Source organism: Pseudonocardia wallangbongensis, from assembly GCF_054486945.1.
This window is the reverse complement of sequence record NZ_JBRERS010000003.1, coordinates 149,764-170,365: the sequence shown is the minus strand read 5'-3', so window position 1 is coordinate 170,365 and position 20,602 is coordinate 149,764. Positions and strand designations below refer to the sequence as shown.

21 protein-coding genes and 1 pseudogene are annotated in these 20,602 nt (G+C 73.8%); 10 read left to right on the top strand and 12 right to left on the bottom strand.

Annotation, left to right across the window (positions count from 1 at the left end; all coding sequences use genetic code 11):
- Positions 1 to 59: 59 nt before the first annotated feature.
- From ACU436_RS12170 to ACU436_RS12160, 3 genes are read left to right on the top strand one after another with little or no spacing between them, the layout of a single operon-like run.
- Positions 60 to 1,019, top strand: a complete 960-nt coding sequence (locus ACU436_RS12170) for an ABC transporter ATP-binding protein (protein ID WP_459024618.1) — start codon at positions 60 to 62, stop codon at positions 1,017 to 1,019.
- A complete protein-coding gene (locus ACU436_RS12165) occupies positions 1,019 to 1,969 on the top strand; it encodes an ABC transporter ATP-binding protein (RefSeq protein ID WP_459025684.1) in 951 nt (316 codons plus the stop codon). The genes ACU436_RS12170 and ACU436_RS12165 overlap by 1 nt, the downstream gene beginning before the upstream one ends.
- Positions 1,969 to 3,030 carry a serine hydrolase domain-containing protein gene (locus ACU436_RS12160; RefSeq protein WP_459025682.1) on the top strand — a complete coding sequence of 354 codons (1,062 nt, stop codon included), beginning with the start codon at positions 1,969 to 1,971 and terminating at the stop codon, positions 3,028 to 3,030. Before ACU436_RS12165 ends, ACU436_RS12160 begins: the two co-directional genes overlap by 1 nt.
- A gap of 103 nt (positions 3,031 to 3,133) precedes the next feature.
- On the opposite strand, the gene paaE is transcribed toward ACU436_RS12160, so the two are convergent.
- The 7 genes from paaE to ACU436_RS12125 all read right to left on the bottom strand — a co-directional run bounded on the left by paaE (position 3,134) and on the right by ACU436_RS12125 (position 8,480).
- A complete protein-coding gene (gene paaE, locus ACU436_RS12155; RefSeq protein WP_459024616.1) occupies positions 3,134 to 4,225 on the bottom strand; it encodes a 1,2-phenylacetyl-CoA epoxidase subunit PaaE in 1,092 nt (363 codons plus the stop codon).
- The gene (gene paaD / locus ACU436_RS12150) at positions 4,225 to 4,719 is read right to left on the bottom strand and encodes a 1,2-phenylacetyl-CoA epoxidase subunit PaaD (protein ID WP_459024615.1); all 495 of its coding nucleotides are present in this window, start codon (positions 4,717 to 4,719) and stop codon (positions 4,225 to 4,227) included. Before paaD ends, paaE begins: the two co-directional genes overlap by 1 nt.
- Positions 4,713 to 5,609, bottom strand: a complete 897-nt coding sequence (gene paaC / locus ACU436_RS12145; RefSeq protein ID WP_459024613.1) for a 1,2-phenylacetyl-CoA epoxidase subunit PaaC — start codon at positions 5,607 to 5,609, stop codon at positions 4,713 to 4,715. The genes paaD and paaC overlap by 7 nt, the downstream gene beginning before the upstream one ends.
- Before the next feature lie 34 nt (positions 5,610 to 5,643).
- Complete coding sequence (gene paaB, locus ACU436_RS12140) at positions 5,644 to 5,934, bottom strand: 1,2-phenylacetyl-CoA epoxidase subunit PaaB (protein ID WP_459024611.1); 291 nt, start codon at positions 5,932 to 5,934, stop codon at positions 5,644 to 5,646.
- Positions 5,931 to 6,869: a 1,2-phenylacetyl-CoA epoxidase subunit PaaA gene (paaA, locus tag ACU436_RS12135; RefSeq protein ID WP_459024609.1), complete on the bottom strand. Its 939-nt coding sequence runs from the start codon at positions 6,867 to 6,869 to the stop codon at positions 5,931 to 5,933. Before paaA ends, paaB begins: the two co-directional genes overlap by 4 nt.
- A gap of 205 nt (positions 6,870 to 7,074) precedes the next feature.
- Positions 7,075 to 7,689, bottom strand: coding sequence for a TetR/AcrR family transcriptional regulator (locus ACU436_RS12130; protein ID WP_459024608.1), 615 nt, complete (start codon positions 7,687 to 7,689; stop codon positions 7,075 to 7,077).
- A complete protein-coding gene (locus ACU436_RS12125; RefSeq protein ID WP_459024606.1) occupies positions 7,686 to 8,480 on the bottom strand; it encodes an enoyl-CoA hydratase/isomerase family protein in 795 nt (264 codons plus the stop codon). Before ACU436_RS12125 ends, ACU436_RS12130 begins: the two co-directional genes overlap by 4 nt.
- A 198-nt stretch (positions 8,481 to 8,678) precedes the next feature.
- On the opposite strand from ACU436_RS12125, the gene paaZ reads away from it, so the two are divergent.
- From paaZ to ACU436_RS12095, 6 genes and pseudogenes are all read left to right on the top strand, one after another.
- On the top strand, positions 8,679 to 10,712 hold the full coding sequence (paaZ, locus tag ACU436_RS12120; protein WP_459024604.1) for a phenylacetic acid degradation bifunctional protein PaaZ: 2,034 nt from the start codon (positions 8,679 to 8,681) through the stop codon (positions 10,710 to 10,712).
- 2 nt (positions 10,713 to 10,714) lie between these two features.
- A complete protein-coding gene (gene paaK, locus ACU436_RS12115) occupies positions 10,715 to 12,040 on the top strand; it encodes a phenylacetate--CoA ligase PaaK (RefSeq protein WP_459024603.1) in 1,326 nt (441 codons plus the stop codon).
- Positions 12,041 to 12,101: 61 nt separating this feature from the next.
- Positions 12,102 to 12,392 (top strand): annotated as a pseudogene (locus tag ACU436_RS12110) (cupin domain-containing protein); the annotation flags it as partial.
- 26 nt (positions 12,393 to 12,418) lie between these two features.
- Positions 12,419 to 12,595 carry a hypothetical protein gene (locus ACU436_RS12105; RefSeq protein ID WP_459025726.1) on the top strand — a complete coding sequence of 59 codons (177 nt, stop codon included), beginning with the start codon at positions 12,419 to 12,421 and terminating at the stop codon, positions 12,593 to 12,595.
- 17 nt (positions 12,596 to 12,612) lie between these two features.
- Positions 12,613 to 13,641 (top strand): hypothetical protein, encoded by a 1,029-nt coding sequence (locus ACU436_RS12100; protein ID WP_459024601.1) that lies wholly within the window; start codon positions 12,613 to 12,615, stop codon positions 13,639 to 13,641.
- Positions 13,642 to 13,844: 203 nt separating this feature from the next.
- Positions 13,845 to 14,933: an NYN domain-containing protein gene (locus ACU436_RS12095; RefSeq protein WP_459024599.1), complete on the top strand. Its 1,089-nt coding sequence runs from the start codon at positions 13,845 to 13,847 to the stop codon at positions 14,931 to 14,933.
- Positions 14,934 to 14,937: 4 nt separating this feature from the next.
- Here the strand turns inward: ACU436_RS12095 and trxA are convergent, their stop codons facing one another.
- The 5 genes from trxA to ACU436_RS12070 all read right to left on the bottom strand — a co-directional run bounded on the left by trxA (position 14,938) and on the right by ACU436_RS12070 (position 19,750).
- Entirely contained in the window at positions 14,938 to 15,312 is a 375-nt protein-coding gene (gene trxA, locus ACU436_RS12090) for a thioredoxin (RefSeq protein WP_459024597.1), read from the bottom strand.
- Positions 15,313 to 15,367: 55 nt separating this feature from the next.
- On the bottom strand, positions 15,368 to 16,348 hold the full coding sequence (locus ACU436_RS12085) for an ornithine cyclodeaminase family protein (RefSeq protein ID WP_459024595.1): 981 nt from the start codon (positions 16,346 to 16,348) through the stop codon (positions 15,368 to 15,370).
- Positions 16,349 to 16,404: 56 nt separating this feature from the next.
- Complete coding sequence (locus ACU436_RS12080; RefSeq protein ID WP_459024593.1) at positions 16,405 to 17,436, bottom strand: arabinan endo-1,5-alpha-L-arabinosidase; 1,032 nt, start codon at positions 17,434 to 17,436, stop codon at positions 16,405 to 16,407.
- A 349-nt stretch (positions 17,437 to 17,785) separates the two neighbouring features.
- Positions 17,786 to 18,628 (bottom strand): isocitrate lyase/PEP mutase family protein, encoded by an 843-nt coding sequence (locus ACU436_RS12075; RefSeq protein ID WP_459024591.1) that lies wholly within the window; start codon positions 18,626 to 18,628, stop codon positions 17,786 to 17,788.
- 546 nt (positions 18,629 to 19,174) lie between these two features.
- Positions 19,175 to 19,750 (bottom strand): sigma-70 family RNA polymerase sigma factor, encoded by a 576-nt coding sequence (locus ACU436_RS12070; RefSeq protein ID WP_459024589.1) that lies wholly within the window; start codon positions 19,748 to 19,750, stop codon positions 19,175 to 19,177.
- Positions 19,751 to 19,826: 76 nt separating this feature from the next.
- Here ACU436_RS12070 and ACU436_RS12065 point away from each other — a divergent pair, with 76 nt between their 5' ends.
- Positions 19,827 to 20,567, top strand: a complete 741-nt coding sequence (locus ACU436_RS12065; protein ID WP_459024587.1) for a zf-HC2 domain-containing protein — start codon at positions 19,827 to 19,829, stop codon at positions 20,565 to 20,567.
- The last annotated feature ends 35 nt before the right edge of the window (positions 20,568 to 20,602 follow it).

Sequence of the window (20,602 nt, the reverse complement as noted above, 5' to 3'; positions counted from 1 at the left end):
GCCATACTGCGGTCCTGTGCCAGTAACGCCACCATGCTGGCGTTCGGTGGGGGCGCGGCGTGAGCGCGCCCGTACTGGAGGTGCGCGACCTCGCCGTGGGGGCCGGCGCCCTCTCGATCGTGCACGGCGTCGACCTCGTGCTGCGCCCCGGCGAGACCGTCGGGGTCGTGGGCGAGAGCGGCTCGGGCAAGTCGGTGACGATGCTCGCCCTGATGCGGCTGCTCGGCGAACCGCTGCGGATCACCCGCGGCAGCGTCCGCTTCTCCGGGCGCGACCTCGCGACGCTCGCCGAGCCCGAGATGCGGGCGCTGCGCGGGCGCGAGATCGCGATGGTCTACCAGGACCCCATGACCTCGCTGCACCCGCTGCAGCGGGTCGGGGACCAGGTGGCCGAGGTGATGCGCGTCCACGGTGTGGACGCCGCCGCGGCCCGGGAGCGCACCCTCGAGCTGTTCGCGCGCGTCGGCATCCCGGACCCGGCGCGGACCGTCCGGGCGTACCCGCACGAGTTCTCCGGCGGCATGCGCCAGCGCGTCGTGATCGCGATGGCGCTCGCGCTGCGCCCGACCCTGCTGATCGCCGACGAGCCGACCACCGCGCTCGACGTCACCATCCAGCAGCAGATCCTCGGGCTCGTCGCCGAACTGCAGCGCGAGCTGGGCATGACGACGATCTGGGTCACCCACGACCTCGGTGTGGTCGCGCGGCTCGTGGAGCGGGTGGTCGTGATGTACGGCGGGCACGTCGTCGAGGACGCGCCGGTGCGCGAGATCTTCGCCGCGCCGCAGCACCCGTACACCGCGCGGCTGCTCGCGTCGCTGCCCAACCCCGCCGACGACACCCGTCCCCCGCTCGCGCAGATCCCCGGCCGGCCGCCGCTGCCCACCGAACAGGTCGACGGGTGCGCGTTCCGCCCGCGCTGCCTCCAGGCCCGCGACGCCTGCGCGGAACGCCCCCCGCTGCTGGACCGGGGCGCGGGCCGGGCGGCCTGCTGGGTGCCGGTGCAGGAGTGGACGTGATGCTGGAGGCGATCGACCTCGTCAAGCGGTTCCCGGTGCGCGGTTCCGAGGCGGAGGTGCACGCGCTCAACGGTGTCTCCTTCGCCCTCGCGCCGGGCGAGACGCTGGGAGTCGTCGGCGAGTCCGGCTGCGGCAAGTCGACGCTGGCCCGGGTGCTGGTGCGGCTGGAGGACCCGACGCAGGGCCGGGTCCTGCTCGACGGCGTCGACCTCACGGCGCTGCGCGGCAGGCGCCTGCGGGCGCACCGCCGGCACATCCAGATGGTGTTCCAGGACCCGTTCTCCTCGCTGAACCCGCGCCAGCCGGTCGGCGCGGCCCTCGACGAGGTGCTCGCCGTGCACGGGCTGCGCCGGCCGGGCCGGGTCGAGCAGCTCCTGGACCTCGTCGGCCTCCCCGCCGGGTTCGCGGAGCGGCTGCCGCACGAGATGTCGGGCGGCCAGCGCCAGCGCGTCGGGATCGCCCGCGCCCTCGCGCCGGAGCCGCGGGTGCTGCTGCTCGACGAGCCGGTGTCCGCCCTGGACGTGTCGGTGCGGGCCGAGGTGATGAACCTGCTCGCGCACCTGCGCGCCGAGCTGGGCCTGGCCCAGGTGTTCATCAGCCACGACATGGCGATGGTGCGCCAGATCAGCGACCGGGTCGCCGTCATGTACTTCGGGAGGTTCGTCGAGGAGGGCGGCTGGCGGGAGGTCCTCGCCGATCCGCTGCACCCCTACACCGCCGGGCTGCGCGCCGCCGTGCCGGTGCCGGACCCGACGATCGACCAGCCGCTCACCCCCACCGTGGTGGGCGAGGTGCCCGACCCCGTCCGGCCTCCCACCGGCTGCCCGTTCCACCCGCGCTGCGCGGAGGCGGAGGACGTCTGCCGCGCCGAGCTGCCGCCGCTGGTCGAGATCCGGCCGGGCCACCACGCGGCCTGCCACGTCGCCGCCCGGGCAGGGGCGCTGCGGTGATGCTCCGGGAGGTCGTGGAGGCGCTCGTGGCCCCGGAGACGGGACCGCCCGGCGCCTGCCTCGCCGTGCGCGCGCCGGACGTCGACGCGCTCGCGGTTGCCGGGCACCGGCAGGTGCTCGGGATCGCCGAGCCGCTGCCGATGACGGAGGCGACCGCCCTCGATCTCGCGTCGATCACGAAGGCGTTCACCACGACCGCGCTCGTCGCCCTCGAGGTCGCGCCGGACGACCCGCTGCGCCGCTACCTCCCGGACGCTCCCCCGGTCACGGTGGACGACCTGCTGCTGCACCGCGGCGGGCTGTGGGACTGGTGGCCGACGTACTGCGATGCCGACGGTCCCGAGGAGGGCGCCCGGCTCGCGCGGACGCTGCCGCTGCGCTACGCCCCCGGCAGCGGGCGGCACTACTCGGACATCGGGTTCATGCTGCTCGGGCAGGTCGTCGAGGTCGCGGCCGGCGCGCGGCTGCCGGACGCCGTCGCCGAGCTGGTGCTGCGGCCCGCCGGCCTGGATCGGACGGCCTTCGGGACGCCGCCTGGCCCGGAGGTCGCCGCGAGCGGCACCGGCGACGCGATCGAGCAGCGGATGCTCGACACCGGCGAGCCCCACCCGGTGCCCCGCTCCCGCACCGACTTCACCGGCTGGCGCGATCACGTGATCGTCGGCGAGGTGGCCGACGGCAACGCCTTCCACACGTTCGGCGGGGTGTCCGGGCACGCCGGCCTGTTCGGAGACGTCGAGGACCTGCTGCGGATCGGCGCCGCACTGTGCACGTCCGCGGCCGGCGACGGGCCGTGGCCCGCCCTCGGCACCTACCTGGCGGCGGGGCCGGACCCGGGCCAGTCGCGCGGCTTCCGCTCGTGGAGCACCACAGTGGACGGGTGCACGACCACGGCGTACGGGCACCCCGGCTTCACGGGCACCACCCTCGCCGTCCTACCGGAGCACCGGGCGAGCGTCGTGCTCGCCACCAACCGGCTGCAGGTCACCGGCGAGCCGGTGCCGAACGAGGAGATGTGGCTGCCGGCCCTGCACGCCGCGCACCGGCTGCTGCACCAGTAGCGGTCACACACGAACTCTGGTGTTCACACACCAACTGCAGTTGGTGTGTGAACGCCGACGTTGGTGTGTCGGCGTCCACCCCGAGGGCCGACCGCGACGAGCCTCAGCTGTCGAAGTCGACCGTCACCGCGTCGGTGTCGGGGCGCGACTGGCAGGTCAGGACGAACCCCGCCGCGACCTCGTCGTCCTCGAGCGCGAAGTTGCGCCGCATCGTCACCTCGCCCGCCGTGACCTTCGCCCGGCAGGTGCCGCAGACCCCGCCCTTGCAGGCGAAGGGGAGGTCCCCGCGCACCCGCTGGGCGGCGTCGAGGACGCTCTCGGCGCGGGGCAGCGTCATGGTGGTGGTCCGGCCGTTCAGCACCACGGTGACCTCGCTGGTGGCGCCCTCGATCGCCGGGTCGGGGCGGCGCAGCTCGGGCGGCGGCTCGTCGACGTAGAACAGCTCGCGGTGCACCCGCTTGCGGTCCACGCCGAACCCGGTGAGCACCTCCACGGCGGACTCCGTCATGCCGAGCGGACCGCACAACCACCACTGGTCCACGCCCGCGACGTCGACGAGCGCGCCCAGCAGCGTGCGCAGCTTCGCGGTGTCGAGGCGGCCGGTGAAGATCTCGGCCTCCATCGGCTCCCGGGAGAGCACGTGCAGCAGGTGCAGCCGCGGGCCGTGGGCGTTCTTGAGGTCGGCGAGCTCCTCGGTGAACATCACGGTGTCGGTGCGCCGGTTCCCGTAGAGCAGGGTGACGCGGGCGTCCGGGTGGGCGGCCAGTACCGACGCGGCGATCGACAGCACCGGCGTGATCCCCGACCCCGCAGCCACCAGCCCGTGGTGCGCGCCCGGCGCCAGATCCGGGGTGAACGAGCCCGCGGGCGGGGCCACCTCGATCGCGTCGCCCGGCGCGACCCGGTCGACGAGCCACTCGGAGAAGAGCCCCCCGGCGACCCGCCGCACGCCGACCTTCGGCAGCGCCCCCGCCGGCGCGCAGATCGAGTACGACCGCCGCTCCTCCGTGCCGTCGTGGTGCAGCCGCAGCGTGAGGTACTGCCCCGGGCGGAACGCGAAGGCGTCTCGCAGGTCGGCGGGCACGTCGAAGGTGACGGCCACGGCGTCGTCGCACAGCCGCTCGACGTCGGCGACCCGCAGCCGGTGGAAGCCGCTGGTGCGCGGAACCGGGACGTCGACCTGCGGCGCCGCCATCAGTGCTCCTTCATGTGCTCGAACGGTTCGCGGCAGGCGGTGCAGCGGCGCAGGGCCGTGCACGACGTCGGGCCGAACCGGGAGAGCTCCTCCGTGGCGGGCGAGCCGCAGCGCGGGCAGCGTACGACCGCGGTCGGCGCGGCGAGCGTCAGCGGTACGGGGCCGGCGGCGCGGGGGCCCACGCGGTCGGGCGGGGCCACGCCGTGCTCGGCCAGCTTCCGGCGGCCCGCCGGCGAGATCCAGTCCGTGCTCCACGCCGGCGAGAGGACGGTGCGCACCTCGACCCGGGCGTACCCGGCCGCGGCGAGCCTGGCCCGCAGGTCGTCGCGCATCACCTCCAGGGCGGGGCACCCGGAGTAGGTCGGCGTGATCGTGACGGTGACGTCGGCGCCGTCCGTCTCGACGCCCCGGATGACGCCGAGGTCGGCGAGGGTCAGCATCGGCATCTCGGGGTCGACGACATCCGCGACGACCTGGCGCGCATCGGTCACCATGTCGCCCCCGGGTGCTGGCGGGCCAGGCTCTGCATCTCGGCGAGCACGTGCCCCAGGTACTCGGTGTGCAGACCGTCCCGGCCGCCACGGCCGCCGATCGGGCCGGCCGCCGGGACCGCGGGGCGGGTGAGCGTGGCGCGGGCGAGCACCTCGTCGAGCACGGCGTCGACCTCCTCCCGGGTCGCCGCCGGGTCCACCGCGACCCCCGCATCGGCGAGGCGGCGCTCGACGTCGGACGTGCGGTACAGCTCCTCGACGCACGGCCACAGCGCGTCGAGCGCGGCCTGCATGCGCCGGTGCGACTGCGGCGTGCCGCCGCCGAGGCGCAGGGTCCAGCGGGCGGCGTGGTCGCGGTGGTAGGTCAGCTCCTTGACGCCCTTCCCGGCAACTGCGGCGACCACCGGGTCCCGGGAGCCGAGCAGCCGCTGCAGCAACGCGAGCCGCCACGTCGAGAACAGCAGGAGCCGGGCGATGGCCCGGGCGAAGTCGCGCTCGTCGGGCACCTCGGCGAGCGCGACGTTGCGGAACTCCGGTTCGGCGCGCTCGAAGGCCAGCGCGTCCTCGTCCCGCCGCCGCCCTTCGACGTGGCCGGCGCGCGCCAGCAGCACCCGCGCCTGGCCGAGCAGGTCGAGCGCGGTGTTGGCCAGCGCGACCTCCTCCTCCAGCTCGGGGGCGTTCGTCACCCACTCCGTGAGCCGGTGGCTGCAGATCAAGGCGTCGTCGCCGAGCATGAGGCAGTAGGCGGCCAGATCGGCCGGGTCGGCGCCCTCGGGCACCGGCGAGGTGATCTCCGCCTGCACGTCCTCCACGCCGGTGCCGAACGCCCAGCGCGGGTCGTCGTGCCCCAGCGTCTCGGCGAGGGCCTGGTAGGCGTTGGTCGGGTCGCTCACCGCTCTCCCTCGCTGCGCTCGCCCGCAAGCTCGCTCACAGGTGCGGCACGTCCTCGGGGATCGCGTAGAACGTCGGGTGCCGGTAGACCTTGTCCCCCGACGGCGCGAAGAACGGGTCCTTCTCCGACGGGCTCGACGCGGTGATGTCGGAGGCCTTCACCACCCAGATCGAGACGCCCTCGTTGCGGCGGGTGTACAGGTCGCGGGCGTTGTGCAGCGCCATCTCGGCGTCGGCGGCGTGCAGCGAGCCGACGTGCACGTGGTTGAGTCCGCGCTTGCCGCGCACGAACACCTCGTAGAGCGGCCAGCTCGCACGCTCGCTCACGCCGCCACCTCCCGCGCGTGCTTCTCCGCGTACGCCTGCGCGGCCTCGCGCACCCACGCCCCTTCCTCGTGCGCGCGCCGGCGCTGCGCCAGCCGCTGCGCGTTGCAGGGCCCCGAGCCTGAGATCACGGCCTTGAGCTCCGCCCAGTCCGGCTCGCTGAAGTCGTGGTGCCCGCGCTCGGCGTTCCAGCGCAGGCCGGGGTCGGGCAGCGTGACGCCCAGCGCCTCGGCCTGGGGCACGGTCATGTCGACGAAGCGCTGCCGCAGCTCGTCGTTGGTGTGCCGCTTGATGCCCCACGCCATCGACTGCCGGGTGTTGGGCGAGTCGCCGTCCGGCGGGCCGAACATCATCAGGGACGGCCACCAGAACCGGTTCGTCGACTCCTGCACCATCTCCCGCTGCGCGTCGGTGCCGTTCACCATCGCGAGCAGCAGCTCGTAGCCCTGCCGCTGGTGGAACGACTCCTCCTTGCAGATCCGCACCATCGCGCGGGCGTACGGGCCGTAGGAGCAGCGGCACAGGGGGACCTGGTTGCAGATCGCCGCCCCGTCGACGAGCCAGCCGATCACGCCGACGTCGGCGTAGGACAGCGCGGGGTAGTTGAAGATCGAGGAGTACTTCTGCCGGTTCGCGATGAGCATCTCGGTGAGCTCCTCGCGGTCGACCCCGAGCGTCTCGGCGGCCGCGTAGAGGTACATGCCGTGCCCGGCCTCGTCCTGCACCTTGGCCAGCAGGATCGCCTTGCGCCGCAGGCTGGGGGCACGCCGGATCCAGTTGCCCTCAGGCTGCATGCCGATGATCTCCGAGTGGGCGTGCTGGGCGATCTGGCGGACCAGGGTCCTGCGGTACGCCTCGGGCATCCAGTCCCGGGGCTCGATCCGCTCGTCACCCGCGATCGTCGCGTCGAAGTGCGCGGCCAGGGCCGTCTCGTCCATGCCTAGCCTCCGTACCGAATGTTCGTTCGGTTCATGGTGACGCACGGGGGCCGGCCGCGCAACCCACGCCGACCACACCCGCGCGGTGCACGCCCGCCCGTCAGACGGCGACTTCACACACCCAGCAGGGGCTTCACAAGGCCGGCCTTGTGTGAAGGCAGGCTCGGGTGTGTGAAGTCGGCTCAGGGGCGCCGCCCGGACGACGTCACCGGTCGGGTTCCGGCTTCCCGGCCGGGAGGATGCCCTCGAACGCCGCCCGCGCGACGACGTCGGGCAGGGGGTCGGGGTCGCGGCCGGGGCGCGCCCACTCGACCACGGAGTTCACGAGGCCGGACAGCAGCCGCGCCGCGAGCGCGGGGTCGACCTCCTCCCGCAGCTCCCCCGCCTCCACGGCCTGCCGGACCAGCTCCGAGACGTACGCGTCGAACTCGCGGCGGCGCTCGAGGGCCCAGCGCTCCGACTCGGTGTTGCCCCGCACCCGCAGCAACACGGTGACGTACGGGAGCTCCGCCACGAGCACGGTCACCTGCTCGCGGACGATGTGGCGCAGCCGTTCGAGCGGCGTGCCGGAACGCGCCGCGTCGGAGTCGAGGATCGCGAACAGGCCGTCCAGCGCGCGTTCCAGGGCCGCGCGCAGCAACGCCTCCTTGCCGCTGAAGTGGTGGTAGAACGACGACTTCGTGATCCCGGCGGCGCGGGACAGGTCCTCCATCGACGTGGCGTCGTAACCGCGGGTGAGGAACTCCCCCACCGCCACCTCGAGGAGCGATCCGGGGCCGTGGCTCGGTCGGCGCACCCGCCCGCCCGTCTGCGTACTCATCTGCCCTCGAAGGTGGGACGCCGCTTCTCGACGAACGCCGCCACCGCCTGCACGTGGTCGGCCGTGGCGGCGAGCCGCGCCTGCGCGAGGGCCTCGGCGGTGAGCACGTCGTCCAGCGGCGCCGTGGCCCCGTACCGCACCGCCCGCCGGACCTCGGCGTACGCCTTCGTGGGCCCGGCGGCGAGCCGGCGAGCCAGCTCCAGCGCGCTCGCGAGCACCTCGCCGGCCGGCACGACCGCCCGCACCAGTCCCCAGGCCTGCGCCTCCTCCGCGGTGAAGCTCTCGCCGAGCAGCATCAGCTCGAGCGCCCGCGGGACGCCGACGGCGTGCGCGAGGCTCGCCGAGAGCCCGGAGTCGGCGGTGAGCCCGATCCCGGTGAACGCGGTGGAGAAGGACGCCCCGGCCGCGGCGACGCGCAGGTCGCACGCCAGCGCGAAGCCCAGCCCCGCCCCCACGCACGGCCCGTTGATCGCCGCGACCACCGGGAACGGCAGGTCGGTGAGCCCCCGGACGATCGGGTTGTAGTGCTCGGCCACGGTGTCGAACGCCGTGGCCCGATCGCCGCGCAGTGCCTCGGCGTGCTCACCGAGGTCCTGCCCCACGCAGAACGCCTTGCCCGCACCGGTGACCACCAGCGCGCGCACGTCCTGGGCCGCGGCCAGCTCGCCGAGGGCGGCCAGCAGCGCGTTCTTGAGCTCCAGGGTGAGGGCGTTGTAGCGCGCGGGCCGCGCCAAGGTGAGCACGGCGACGGCCCCGTCCCGCTCGAGGCGGACGGCCGGATCATCGGTCATCGGGCCAGGGTAGCGGCCGACCGAACGATCGGTCGCCCCTCGCGAAGCCGACGGTTCAGGAAAGCCACATTCATGAACCTGGAGTACATGAATGTGGCTTTCCTGAACTTCTGGCGCCCCCTGGGATGCTCCGACCATCGGTGCTAGCGTCGGCCCCCGAACGAACGGTCGGTTGAGCGAGACCAACGGAGGACGCCGATGGCGCCTGTCCTGCGCAGCTACGTGAGCGGTGGCTGGCACCGTCCGGCCGAGGAGGGCCGGCCGCTGCACGACGCGGTGACCGGCGCCGAGGTCGCCCGCATCTCGTCGGCCGGCATCGACTTCGCCGCCGCGCTGGACCACGGCAGGCGGGTCGGGGGCCCTGCGCTGCGGGAGCTGACCTTCCACCAGCGGGCGGCGCTGCTCAAGGCGCTCGGCCAGCACCTGCGCGAGCACCGCGACCACCTCTACGCCGTCTCCGCGCAGACCGGCGCGACGCTCGGCGACTCGAAGTTCGACGTCGACGGCGGCATCGGCGTGCTGCTCGCGTACGCGTCGAAGGGCCGCCGGGAGCTGCCCAACGACACCTTCTACGTCGACGGCGGCGTCGAGCCGCTGGGCCGCGGCGGCACGTTCGTCGCCCAGCACCTCTGCACGCCGCGGCACGGGGTCGCGGTGCAGGTCAACGCGTTCAACTTCCCGGTCTGGGGACCGCTGGAGAAGCTCGCGCCCGCGTTCCTCGCCGGCGTGCCGTCGCTGGTCAAGCCGGCCAGCCCCACCGCATTCCTCACGGCCGCGCTCCTGGAGCTGATCGTCGGTTCCGGGCTGCTGCCCGAGGGCTCGCTGCAGTTCGTGGCCGGCAGCACCGGTGACCTGTTCGACCACCTCACCGAGCAGGACCTCGTCGCGTTCACCGGTTCGGCGTCGACCGCGGCGAAGCTGCGCACGCACCCCACGGTCGTGCGGCGCGCGGTGCGGTTCAGCGCCGAGGCCGACTCGCTCAACCTGTCGATCCTCGGCCCCGACGCGGCGCCGGGAACGCCGGAGTTCGACCTGTACGTGAAGGGTCTCGTCACCGAGATGACGGTGAAGGCGGGCCAGAAGTGCACCGCGATCCGGCGGGCGTTCGTGCCGGAGCGACACGTCGACGCCGTGGTCGAGGCCGTCTCGGCACGCCTGGCGCGCACGACGATCGGCAACCCGGCGAGCGAGGGCGTGCGGATGGGAGCGCTTGCGAGCCTGGAGCAGCGCGAGGAGGTGCGCCGCAGCGTCAAGGCCCTCGCCGACGCCGGGCGGATCGTCTTCGGCGACCCCGAGAAGGTCGACGTGGTCGACGCCGACCCGGAGCGCGGCGCGTTCGTCTCCCCGATCCTGCTGGTGGGCGACCCGCAGCGGGCCGAGCCGCACGAGGTCGAGGCGTTCGGCCCGGTCTCCACCGTGCTGCCCTACGCGAGCACCGAGGAGCTCGTCGACCTGGCCGCCCGCGGGCGGGGCAGCCTCGCCGGGTCGGTCGTCACCGCCGACGCGGCGTTCGCGCGCGAGGTGGTGCTCGGCGTCGCCCCGTGGCACGGGCGGCTCCTCGTGCTGAACGATCAGGACGCGAAGGAGTCCACCGGGCACGGTTCCCCGCTCCCGGCACTGGTGCACGGCGGCCCCGGCCGCGCGGGCGGCGGCGAGGAGATGGGCGGCATCCGCGGCGTCCTGCACCACATGCAGCGCACGGCCGTGCAGGCCGACCCGGACACCCTGACCGCGATCACCGGCCGCTGGGTGCCGGGGTCGCGGCGCACCGTCACCGACGTCCACCCGTTCCGCAAGCACCTGGAGGAGCTGCGGGTGGGCGATACGGTCGTCGCCGGCCCGCGCCGGGTCACCCAGGAGGACGTCGAGCACTTCGCCGAGTTCACCGGTGACACCTTCTACGCCCACATGGACGCCGAGGCGGCCGCGGCGAACCCGCTCTTCGGCGGGCGCGTGGCCCACGGCTACCTCGTGGTGTCGCTCGCCGCGGGCCTGTTCGTCGACCCCGACCCGGGCCCCGTGCTGGCCAACTTCGGCGTCGACGACCTGCGCTTCATCACGCCCGTGAAGTTCGGTGACGAGCTGACGGTCACGCTCACCTGCAAGCAGCTCACGCCGCGCGACACCGCCGGGTACGGCGAGGTCCGGTGGGACGCCGACGTCACGCGCCAGGACGGCGAGTCGGTGGCACGCTACGACGTGCTGACGCTGGTGGCGAAGAAGGAGAGCTGACGATGACGACGATCGATCGGCGTCTCGGGGACGCGCCGCCCGCCGAGCTGCTCGACCCGGCCGAGCGCATGTCGGTGGACGAGCTGCGGGCGCTGCAGCTGGAACGCCTGCGCTGGACGCTGCGGCACGCGTACGAGAACGTGCCGTTCTACCGGGCGAGCTTCGACGCCGCCGGCGTGCACCCCGACGACTGCAGGGAGCCGGCCGATCTCGCGAAGTTCCCCACCACCTCCAAGGCCGACCTGCGCGACAACTACCCGTTCGGCATGTTCGCGGTCCCGCAGGAGCGGGTGCGGCGCGTCCACGCCTCGTCGGGCACCACGGGCAAACCCACGGTGGTCGGCTACACCGAGCACGACATCGACACCTGGGCCACGCTCATGGCCCGCTCGATCCGCGCGGCGGGCGGGCGGCCCGGGCACAAGGTGCACGTCGCGTACGGGTACGGCCTGTTCACCGGCGGCCTGGGTGCGCACTACGGGGCGGAGAAGCTGGGGGCCACGGTCATCCCGGTGTCCGGGGGCATGACGCCGCGGCAGGTGCAGCTGATCCAGGACTTCCGCCCCGAGATCATCATGGTCACCCCGTCGTACATGCTCACGATCATCGACGAGTTCGAGAAGCAGGGCATCGACCCGGCGTCCTCGTCGCTGCGGACCGGGATCCTCGGCGCGGAGCCGTGGACCGAGCAGATGCGCGGCGAGATCGAGAGCCGCACGGGGATGCACGCCGTCGACATCTACGGGCTGTCCGAGGTGATGGGCCCCGGTGTCTCGCAGGAGTGCGTGGAGACCAAGGACGGGCTGCACATCTGGGAGGACGCCTTCTACCCCGAGGTGGTCGATCCCCTCGACGGGGTGCCGGTGCCCGACGGGGAGGAGGGCGAGCTGCTGTTCACCTCGCTCACCAAGGAGGCGCTCCCGATCATCCGGTACCGCACGCGCGACCTCACCCGGCTGCTGCCGGGCACCGCGCGGCCGGCCATGCGGCGGATGCAGAAGATCACCGGCCGCAGCGACGACATGATCATTCTTCGGGGGGTGAACGTGTTCCCCACCCAGATCGAGGAGGTCGTGCTGCGCATCGCGGGCCTCGCTCCGCACTTCCAGCTCGTCCTGACCACCGAGGAGCGGCTCGACGCGATGACGGTCCGCGTGGAAGCGCGGCCGGACTGCCCGGCCGCGCGCCGCAGCACCGCCTCCGCGGAGCTGGTGACGGCCGTCAAGGACACGGTCGGGGTGAGCGTCCGCTGCGAGGTCGTGGACCCCGAGACCCTCGAACGGTCGGTGGGCAAGCTCCAGCGGCTCAAGGACCAGCGTCTGCGGTGACACGGGTCACGGCGGGGGCCACCGATGTCACGTTCCGCCCCGCCGACCCCCTCCTACCGGCATGCCATTCCTCCTCACCCGGGCCGGCGACGCCGAGGTGCTGGCCGTGGGCGCCACCAGGATGCAGTTGCTGGCCGACCACGACCCGACGGGCGGCGCACTCAACGCCAACCGATCGATCCTCCAGGCGGCCGGCGACGGCGCGGCACCGCACTTCCACCGGGAGTCGGCGGAGATGTTCTTCGTGCTCGGCGGGGCCATGCGCGCGCTCGCGGGCGACCGGGTCGTCACGCTCGAGGAGGGCGACTTCCTGCTCGTACCCCGCGGCACCACCCACGCCTTCAGCGCCGACGACGGCGCCCCGCCGACGTGCTCGTCGTGTACACGCCCGCGATCCCCGACCGGTTCGCCTACTGCCGCCTCGCCGAGCGCGTGCTCAGGGGCGAGGCGAGCCCGCAGGAGATCCTCGAGACCCGGGACCGCTTCGACAACCACTTCGTCCGCAGCCCGCACTGGCACACGGCGTTGCCGGGGGTTGACCTGCAGCCGGGTTGAGGGTGCCCACTGATCACATGGACGACGTGTTGGACGAGACCTACCAGCGGCTGCGCGGGACCGGCCCGGAGTTCGTCGGCTGGCTGAGCAACCACGGCCCGATGGCGGCCGACGCCCTGATCCGGCTCGGCCGCGGTGCGGACGTCGAGCGGTGGGTCGAGGAGTACGTGCAGCGCCTCGACTCCGCTCCCGAGGCCCGCTGGCCGATCCGTGAGGCGGAGTGGCGCGAGCCGCTCGGGGACCCGGTACGGCTCGGTGACTGGTGCGCCCTGTTCACCGAACTGGTGCACCGGGAGCCGTGGACGGACGTGCTCGCCCGCTGGTGGCCGCGGCTGCTGCCGGGAGCCGTCGCCGCGTCGACCCACGGGCTGATCCGCACGGGCCACGCCGTGCGCGCGCTGCGGGAGCGGGAGACGCCCGAGCGCCTCGACGAGCTCGCCGCCGCGCTGGGTTACTGGGCCGCGCGCTGGCAGCCGCTGCCCGGTCAGCGTCCTCCCGCCGGCACTGCCGACGCCGGCACCGCGCTCGCCGCGCTCCCCGCGGTCGACGCCGTCGGGGGTGCCCGCACCCGGATCGCGCGGCTCGGGGAGACGCCCGCGTGGCCGCCCGCGCTGGGCCGCCTCCGGCCGGTGCAGGAGGCCGCCGCCGTACCGCGGGCACTCGACGCGCTGGTCGACGCGGCCGTCACCGGCTACGACCGCTGGGCGCACGGCAACCCGGTGATGCTGGTGCACGCGGCCACGGCGCCCCGGGCGGCCGCGCTCGTGCTCCCCGCGCTGCCGGTGCAGCTGTGGCGCGCGACGTACGAGACGGCATGGGCGGTCTCCGCCGCGATCACCAGCGCGTACCGGCCCCTCGGCAGCGAGCCCACCGGTGCGACCTCGGCCCCCGACGCCGACGCCGACGAGATCATCGACCGGGCCGTCGCCACCCGCGACGAGCACGCGATCAAGTTCGTCGAGGTGGCCCGCGAGTCGCACGGGCGCGGCAACCCGGACGCGCTCGCGGCGGGCGACCGCGCGGCGCGGCTGCTCCGGCCGGCCTGATCTAGGGCGTGTCTGGCGGATCATGATCGCGGTCTTCGGGCCCAGATCGCCCCTGGCTGCGTTGTCGGCACGACGGGGTACACCAGGTACGACGGCTCGCGCCTCCGCCTTGCCAGGGACGATCTGGATCCCGAAGCCCAGCGACCCTGATCCACCAGACACGCCCTAGTGTCTGCGGCACGACCGAGCACCCGGAGCCGCCAATGATCAACGATGACGAGCGCATCGCCCTGTTCCTCGACTACGAGAACCTGGCGATCGGGGCCCGCGACGGGCTCGGGGTGGCCCCGTTCGACTTCGGGCCCGTGGCCGACGCGCTCGCCGAGCGCGGGCGGGTGGTGGCCCGGCGGGCGTACGCCGACTGGTCCGCCTTCGACGAGGACCGCAGGCTGCTGGCCAGGGCGCAGGTGGAGCTCATCGAGATCCCGCAGCGCCTGGGCGGCTCCCGCAAGAACGCCGCCGACATCAAGATGGCGGTCGATGCGATCGAGCTCGCGTTCGCGCGCGGGTTCATCACCACGTTCGCGATCGGCACCGGCGACTCCGACTTCACGCCACTGGTCCACAAGCTCCGGGAGCTCGACAAGCGGGTGATCGGGATCGGCGTGCAGTCCTCGACGTCCGCGCTCCTGCCGCCGGCCTGCGACGAGTTCCTGTTCTACGACCGCCTGCCCGGGGTCGAGCCGGGACAGCCGGCCCGCCGGGGGCGTAGCCGGTCCCGCCCGCAGGCGGTACCGAACGTGCAGCCCGTCGAGCAGCCGGCGGAGGAGCCTGCGCCGCCGGCCGAGGAGCCGACCCAGGCGGACGACGGGGACGCCGCGCAGCTCATCACGCGCACCCTCGCCGGCCTGCAGCGCCACGCGGACGGGCCGGTGCTCGCTTCCCGGCTCAAGCGCGCGGTCCTGCGCAAGGACCCCACGTTCGACGAGGCCGAGCTCGGGTTCCGCGGCTTCGGTGAGCTCCTGCGGCACCTGGAGGGCCAGCACGTCCTCCAGCTGCGCGCCGGATCGGCCCAGGGCGATCCCGAGGTGAGCTTCGCCGAGGACGGGACGGAGGTCGACGACGCCTTCGCCCTGCTCGTCGACGTCGTCCGGCAGCTGCAGGCCCCCGGTTCGCCCCCGCCGCTCAGCGGCCTCAAGGACAAGTTGCGCAAGCAGCGGCCCGGGTTCAGCGAGAAGCGCTACGGCTTCAACACGTTCCTGTCCTTCGCCAAGGCCGCGCGCGCCCGCGACCTGGTCGACATGAGCTGGGACGTGGCCGCGAACGACTACCTGCTGCGCGTTCCGGGGTGACGGCTCAGGCCTGCGGTTCCGCCTGCTCCTGCTGGGCGACCTCGCGGCGCACGGCATCCATGTCGACGCCGCGGACCTGCCCGATGAGGTCCTCGAGGGCCGCAGCCGGCAGCGCGCCGGGCTGTGAGTAGAGCACGACGCCGTCCCGCACCGCCATCAGCGTGGGGATCGACGAGATGCCGAAGGACTGTGCCAGCGCGGTCTGCGCCTCGGTGTCGACCTTGCCGAAGGTGATGTCCTCGTGGGTCTGCGACGCCTCCTCGAACACCGGGGCGAACTGACGGCACGGGCCGCACCAGGACGCCCAGAAGTCGACGAGCACGGTTCCGTCCCCGACGACGTCGTTGAAGTTCTCGGTGGTCAGTTCGATCGTGGCCATTCCCCGTCCAACGGCACCCGTCCGCGGCGTGTTCCCCGCCCCCGGGTAAGGCCGGCTACAGCGGCACCTCGGTGCCGACGCCCCGGTCGCGGGCGGCCCGCAGCACGAGCGCGGCCGCGGCGGCGTCCTGCACGGCGACGCCGACCGACTTGTAGAGGGTGATCTGGTCGTCCGACGTCCGGCCGGGCCGGGTGCCGGCCACGAGCTCGCCCAACTCGGCGTGCAGGTGTTCCTCGCCGATCACCCCGGCCCTGATGGGTTCGAGCAGGTCGGCCGCGCCCGCGGGGAACGGTGCCAGCGCCGCGCGCCGCGACTCGACGCACACGAGCGCATCCGCCACCGTGGCGTCGTCGAGCTCGCGGCCACCGAAGCGCACGGACGTGACGTGCACGCCCGGGGCGAGCCGGGCGCGCCGGATCGCCGGATCGCCCGCAGAGGTGGTGCCGCAGGCGATGTCGGCGCCGTCCAGCGCGTCGGCGTACGAGGCGGCGGCGACCGCCGCCACGCCCAGCTCGGCCGCCAGCTCGTCGGCGAGGGCCACCGCACGTGCCGGGTCGCGAGAGCCGACCCGGATCTCCCGGACCGGGCGGACGCAGCACATCGCCCGCGCGTGCGACCGCGCCTGCACCCCGGTGCCGAGGATCGCGAGGACCGCCGCGCCGGGGCGGGCGAGCAGCCGCGCCGAGAGCGCCGACGCCGCCCCGGTGCGGAGCGCGGTGATCACCTCGCCGTCCAGCAACGCCTGCGGGCGCCCGGTCCGCGGGTCGCAGCTCACGATCACGGCCTGGTGGGTCGGCAGGCCGGTGCCCGCGTTGTGCGGGTAGAGCGACACCAGCTTGGTGACCAGCGCCCCGGCCGACGGGACATAGCCCGGCATCGCGGCGAGCAGTCCCTCGTGCTCGGGCACGACGGCGCCGTTCCGGTCCGGCGCCGACGCGCGCCCGGCGCTCAGGTCGGCCATGGCCGCGGCCACGGCGTCGATCAGCTCGTCGAGGTCGAGCAGCTCCTCCACCTGCGCGCCGGTGAGTACGAGCACCGCATGCCTCCGTCGGTCCGGCCGGTCAGGGCGCCGACCGGCCCGTCGAGCAGCGGTCAGTCCTTGCTCTGCAGTTCCGGCCAGCCGTCGTCGTCCCACACCAGCGACTGGATGGCCAGCTTGGTGGCCCCGTCCTCGGACTTGTCGTAGTAGTGGTAGGCGATGACGTCGTCGGAGGCGGACTGGCCGCCCGGCCCGACGCGGTTGCCCTGGTCGACGAGGACCGTGGTGCCGCCCCCGTCGAGGAGCTTGCGGTCTTCCCGGTCGACGTAGGGCCCGGTCACCTTCTTCGAGCGCCCGACCATGATCTTGTAGTCGCTGTCGGAGCCCTGGCAGCACTGCCCCCACGACGTGAAGAGGTAGTAGTAGCCGTCGTTCTTCACGATGTAGGCCGCCTCGATGGCGTTGGGCGCGGCCTTGCGGTCGGCGATGTGCAGCGGCTCCTCGTCGGGGTCGGCGACCTTCCCCGACGGCCAGTCCAGCTGCACCATCCGGATCCCGCTCCAGTACGAGCCGAACGCCATCCACGGCGTGCCCGACCCGTCCTCGACGATGCCCGGGTCGATGGCGTTGTAGTCGTCGTCCGGCTCGGAGCCGATGACCTCGCCGCGGTCCACCCACTTGTAGGCCGGGTCGGACGGGTCGAGTGTCTCGTTCGTGGCGAGCCCGATCACCGACCTGTTGTGCCCCCAGGTGGACGCGGCGTAGTACAGGTAGTACATGCCGTTGGCCTCGTAGACCTCCGGGGCCCAGAGGTTCTTCACGCCCGGCACGGCCTCCTGGACCCACCCGGGGATCTCGTCCCAGACCGTGCCCTCGTAGGTCCAGTCGTGCCCGTCCGGCGACGAACGGACCTGGATGTTGCCGGCGCCCTTGTTCTCCTCGCCCGTGGCGAACACGTACCAGCTGTCACCACCACCACCGACGACGAGCCCCGGGTCGTGCGCTGCGAGGTCTCCGCTGAGCCGCCAGGGTTCCTCCGCCTGGGCGGGCGCGGGGGTCGCCGCGGCCGGCGGGGCCACGGCCGCCGTGAGCCCGACCACTGCAGCGACGACGGTGAGGAGCGGCGCGAGTCGCACGGGCGTCATCCGTTCTGCGCGAGGGACATGGCGCCCGCGGCGACCCGGAGAGCAAGATCGTCGAGAGGCGGCGATCAGCGTATGCGCGACAGCGGGTAGAACAACGACCCGACACCCGCGAAATCACCCGAGAGTGAGCCGCGTCACTCGAACGCGCCGAAGCGCCTACTGGATCTAGTGATTTCTACGTGGGTCTAGTGTCCTGAACCGGAAGTCCGGTGCATGAATCGGCGGATCCAGGTTTCCGCCGGGTGCGCCGGCGGGCCGGCCTCGTACCGGGCGTACTCGGGCGGTTCGCCGGTGCGGCCAGCGGGAAGCCGGGCCGTCGAGTCATGTGGTGGACTTCCGGTTCGGGACACTAGTGGAGCCGGAAGGCTTTCGTCGTCAGCTCGCGGCCCTCGCGGGCGAGCTCGAAGAAGCCGTACGTGCCGTGCTCCTTCAACTCGCGCGCGGCACGGGCGAGCGCCCCGAACGCCACCGCGCTGAACGTACCTCCCACCGAGATGCGGGCCACGCCGGCCTCGGCCAGCTCCCCGATCGGCGCCATCCCGGGCACGACGAGCACGTTCAGCGGCCGATCGACCGACGACACGACGCTGCGGATGTCGGCGAGCTCCACCAGGCCCGGCGCGTACAGCACCTCGGCGCCCGCCTCCTGGTAGGCCTGCAGACGCTCGATCGTGTCACCGAGGTCGGGGTTGCCGCGGATGAAGTTCTCGGCGCGCGCGGTGAGCACGAGCCCGCGCCCCTCCTTGGCGGCGTCCGACGCGGCCGCGATCCGCTCGGCGGCCAGGCCGATGTCGTGGATCTCCGGGTCCGCGCCCGCGCTGTAGTCCTCGATCGAACAGCCCGCCAGGCCGCCATCGACGGCCTCTGCCACGGTGCTCGCCACCTCGGCCGGGTCGTCGCCCCACCCGTCCTCGAGGTCGGCGTTGACCGGGATGTCCACGCACAGGGCCACCGCCGCGGCGTGCTCGAGCGCGTCGACCGCGCCCACCGCGCCGTCGACGAGACCCGTGCTGGCCGCGAACCCACTGCTCGTGGTGGCCAGGGCCGCGAACCCCATGGTGGCGAGCGCCTTCGCCGTCCCCTCGTCCCACGGGTTGGGCATCACCAACGGGTCACCAGGAACGTGCAGGGCCCGGAACCGGGCGGTCATGTCGGTACCGGTCAGGTCACTGCTGGTCAGCCTCGTCGACACAAGGCCGACCGTACCGAGCGGCGCCAGCCGGATTTCCCGGGAGGCGCGGAGCGCCCTGAACAACTCGGGCCTACGGCTCATCGCCGGCGCCGGCCGAGCGCTGGGCGTGCGTGCGCTCGTCACGGGTGCCGGGCCTCTCGGGCCGTGCCTGGTCGGTGGGGCCTGGATCGCTTCTTGCGTCGGCCCTGGGAGCGTCTTGATCGCCAGGATCGTGACTTGGGCCGCGGATGGGGGGTGTTGCCGAATCGGGCCGCGGCGGCGTTCGGCGATCGAGGCGAAACGGTCGCCAGTCGATCTTCAACAGCGACCATCATCCCTTGATCGCCGCCCGGACCTGCCGTTATCGGGTGCACATCGTCGTTGCCACAACCATGGACAACCGATACCGCTGATCACGGGCCGCCGCCCGGCAGCTGGATCTGGCAACGGCCTCGATGTGCCGTTCATGTCACGGATCCGCTGATCACATCCCTATCGGTGCGAGCGTTCGCCTTGTGCGGACTCCACCTGGACGCCGCTCGCCACGGCCGGAGTCGTCAGGACCTCCTAGGCCTCGCGGCGCCGCCCACCGTCGGTCGTCCCGCCGTCGAGGGCCCGCACCAGGTCCTCGCGGGCACGCGCCACCCGGGACCGGATCGTGCCCACCGGGCAGCCGCACACCTGCGCCGCCTCGGCGTAGCTCAGGTCGAGCACCTGCGTGAGCACGAACGCCTCGTGGCGGTCCGGGTGCAGGGCCGCGACCAGCTGTTCGAGCAGCACCGCCTCGTCGCCCGCGCGACGCACCGCCCCGGTGCCCACCACCACGGCGTCCCAGTCGGCGATCGCGGTGGTGCGGGGCCGCCGCCCCGCCGCGCGCACCGCGTCGGCCGCGACGCGCCGGGCGATCGACAGCAGCCAGGTGCGACCCGACGCGGCGGCCTCGAACCGCGGCAGCGCCCCGACGGCCCGCAGGTAGGTCTCCTGCGCGAGGTCCTCCGCCTGCCCGGGGTCGGCCAGGTGCGACACGAACCGCAGCACGTCGCGCTGGGTGGCCCGCACGAACGCCGACAGCGCCTCGCGGTCACCGCGCCCGGCCGCCAGCGCCCACGCGGTGATCTGTTCGTCGTCCGCTCGCTGGGCCACGCGCCCAGCCTATCCACGGCCACTTTCCGCGGGCCGCGGCGGGAACCACGGGGGCGCTCGTTGCGACCATAGGCACATGCGGTGCCAGGACTGCCGGAACGCGATCTCAGCGCGGATGGACGGCGAGGACCCAGGGGTGGGCTCCGGGGTGGTCGAACGCCACCTCGAGGGCTGCGCCGCCTGCCGCGCCTTCTCCGACCGGGCCGCGCACGTCACCCGGCTGGCCCGGCTCCGCCCCGCCGAGGACCTCCCCGACGTGCTGCCGGGGCTCCTCGCCGCGCTCGACGCCGGCGAGTCCCGCCCCGCGCCGCGACGGACGTGGCGCGCGATCGCCCGCGACGCCGTCCGCGCCGCGCTCGCGGTGCTCGCCGTCGGGCAGCTCGCGCTGGCGCTGAGCGGGATCGTCGCCGCGGCCGGGGCCGGGCCGGGTGAGCTGGCGGGGGCGAGCATGGCGCACTTCTCGCACGAGAGCGCGGCCTGGAACCTGGCCCTCGGCGTCGCGTTCGCGTGGGCCGCCACCGGGGCCCGGCGGGCGGGCGGCCTGGTGCCGGTGATCGGCGCGTTCGTGGCGCTGCTGGTGGCCCTCAGCACGATGGACCTGCTCGCCGGGCACGTCGAGGTCGCCCGGCTCGCCGGGCACGTGCCGGTGGTCATCGGCCTGGTCCTCCTGCTGCTGCACGCCCGGCTCGGGCGCCTCGGCGGCGGAACGGCCGCCGAGACCGCCCCCGAGACGGTCACCGGACGCGACGAGGGGGTGGACGGCGACGGCTTCGCCGAAGGCGGCCTGCAGCCCACGGCCCACCACCGGGCCGCCTGAGCCGACACGACGCGGGAACCGGGGGCGCGTCCAGG

What these genes read in the sequence shown, in the direction of transcription:
- paaE (WP_459024616.1), bottom strand. Translation starts at nt 4,225, where the DNA reads ATGGCGGCGCCGCAGGTCGACGTCCCGGTTCCGCGCACCAGCGGCTTC.
- ACU436_RS12125 (WP_459024606.1), bottom strand. Translation starts at nt 8,480, where the DNA reads ATGACCGATGATCCGGCCGTCCGCCTCGAGCGGGACGGGGCCGTCGCC.
- ACU436_RS12165 (WP_459025684.1), top strand. Translation starts at nt 1,019, where the DNA reads ATGCTGGAGGCGATCGACCTCGTCAAGCGGTTCCCGGTGCGCGGTTCC.
- trxA (WP_459024597.1), bottom strand. Translation starts at nt 15,312, where the DNA reads ATGGCCACGATCGAACTGACCACCGAGAACTTCAACGACGTCGTCGGG.
- paaK (WP_459024603.1), top strand. Translation starts at nt 10,715, where the DNA reads ATGACGACGATCGATCGGCGTCTCGGGGACGCGCCGCCCGCCGAGCTG.
- paaA (WP_459024609.1), bottom strand. Translation starts at nt 6,869, where the DNA reads ATGGACGAGACGGCCCTGGCCGCGCACTTCGACGCGACGATCGCGGGT.
- ACU436_RS12065 (WP_459024587.1), top strand. Translation starts at nt 19,827, where the DNA reads ATGCGGTGCCAGGACTGCCGGAACGCGATCTCAGCGCGGATGGACGGC.
- ACU436_RS12160 (WP_459025682.1), top strand. Translation starts at nt 1,969, where the DNA reads ATGCTCCGGGAGGTCGTGGAGGCGCTCGTGGCCCCGGAGACGGGACCG.
- ACU436_RS12130 (WP_459024608.1), bottom strand. Translation starts at nt 7,689, where the DNA reads ATGAGTACGCAGACGGGCGGGCGGGTGCGCCGACCGAGCCACGGCCCC.
- paaD (WP_459024615.1), bottom strand. Translation starts at nt 4,719, where the DNA reads ATGGTGACCGATGCGCGCCAGGTCGTCGCGGATGTCGTCGACCCCGAG.
- paaZ (WP_459024604.1), top strand. Translation starts at nt 8,679, where the DNA reads ATGGCGCCTGTCCTGCGCAGCTACGTGAGCGGTGGCTGGCACCGTCCG.
- ACU436_RS12095 (WP_459024599.1), top strand. Translation starts at nt 13,845, where the DNA reads ATGATCAACGATGACGAGCGCATCGCCCTGTTCCTCGACTACGAGAAC.
- ACU436_RS12100 (WP_459024601.1), top strand. Translation starts at nt 12,613, where the DNA reads ATGGACGACGTGTTGGACGAGACCTACCAGCGGCTGCGCGGGACCGGC.
- ACU436_RS12080 (WP_459024593.1), bottom strand. Translation starts at nt 17,436, where the DNA reads ATGACGCCCGTGCGACTCGCGCCGCTCCTCACCGTCGTCGCTGCAGTG.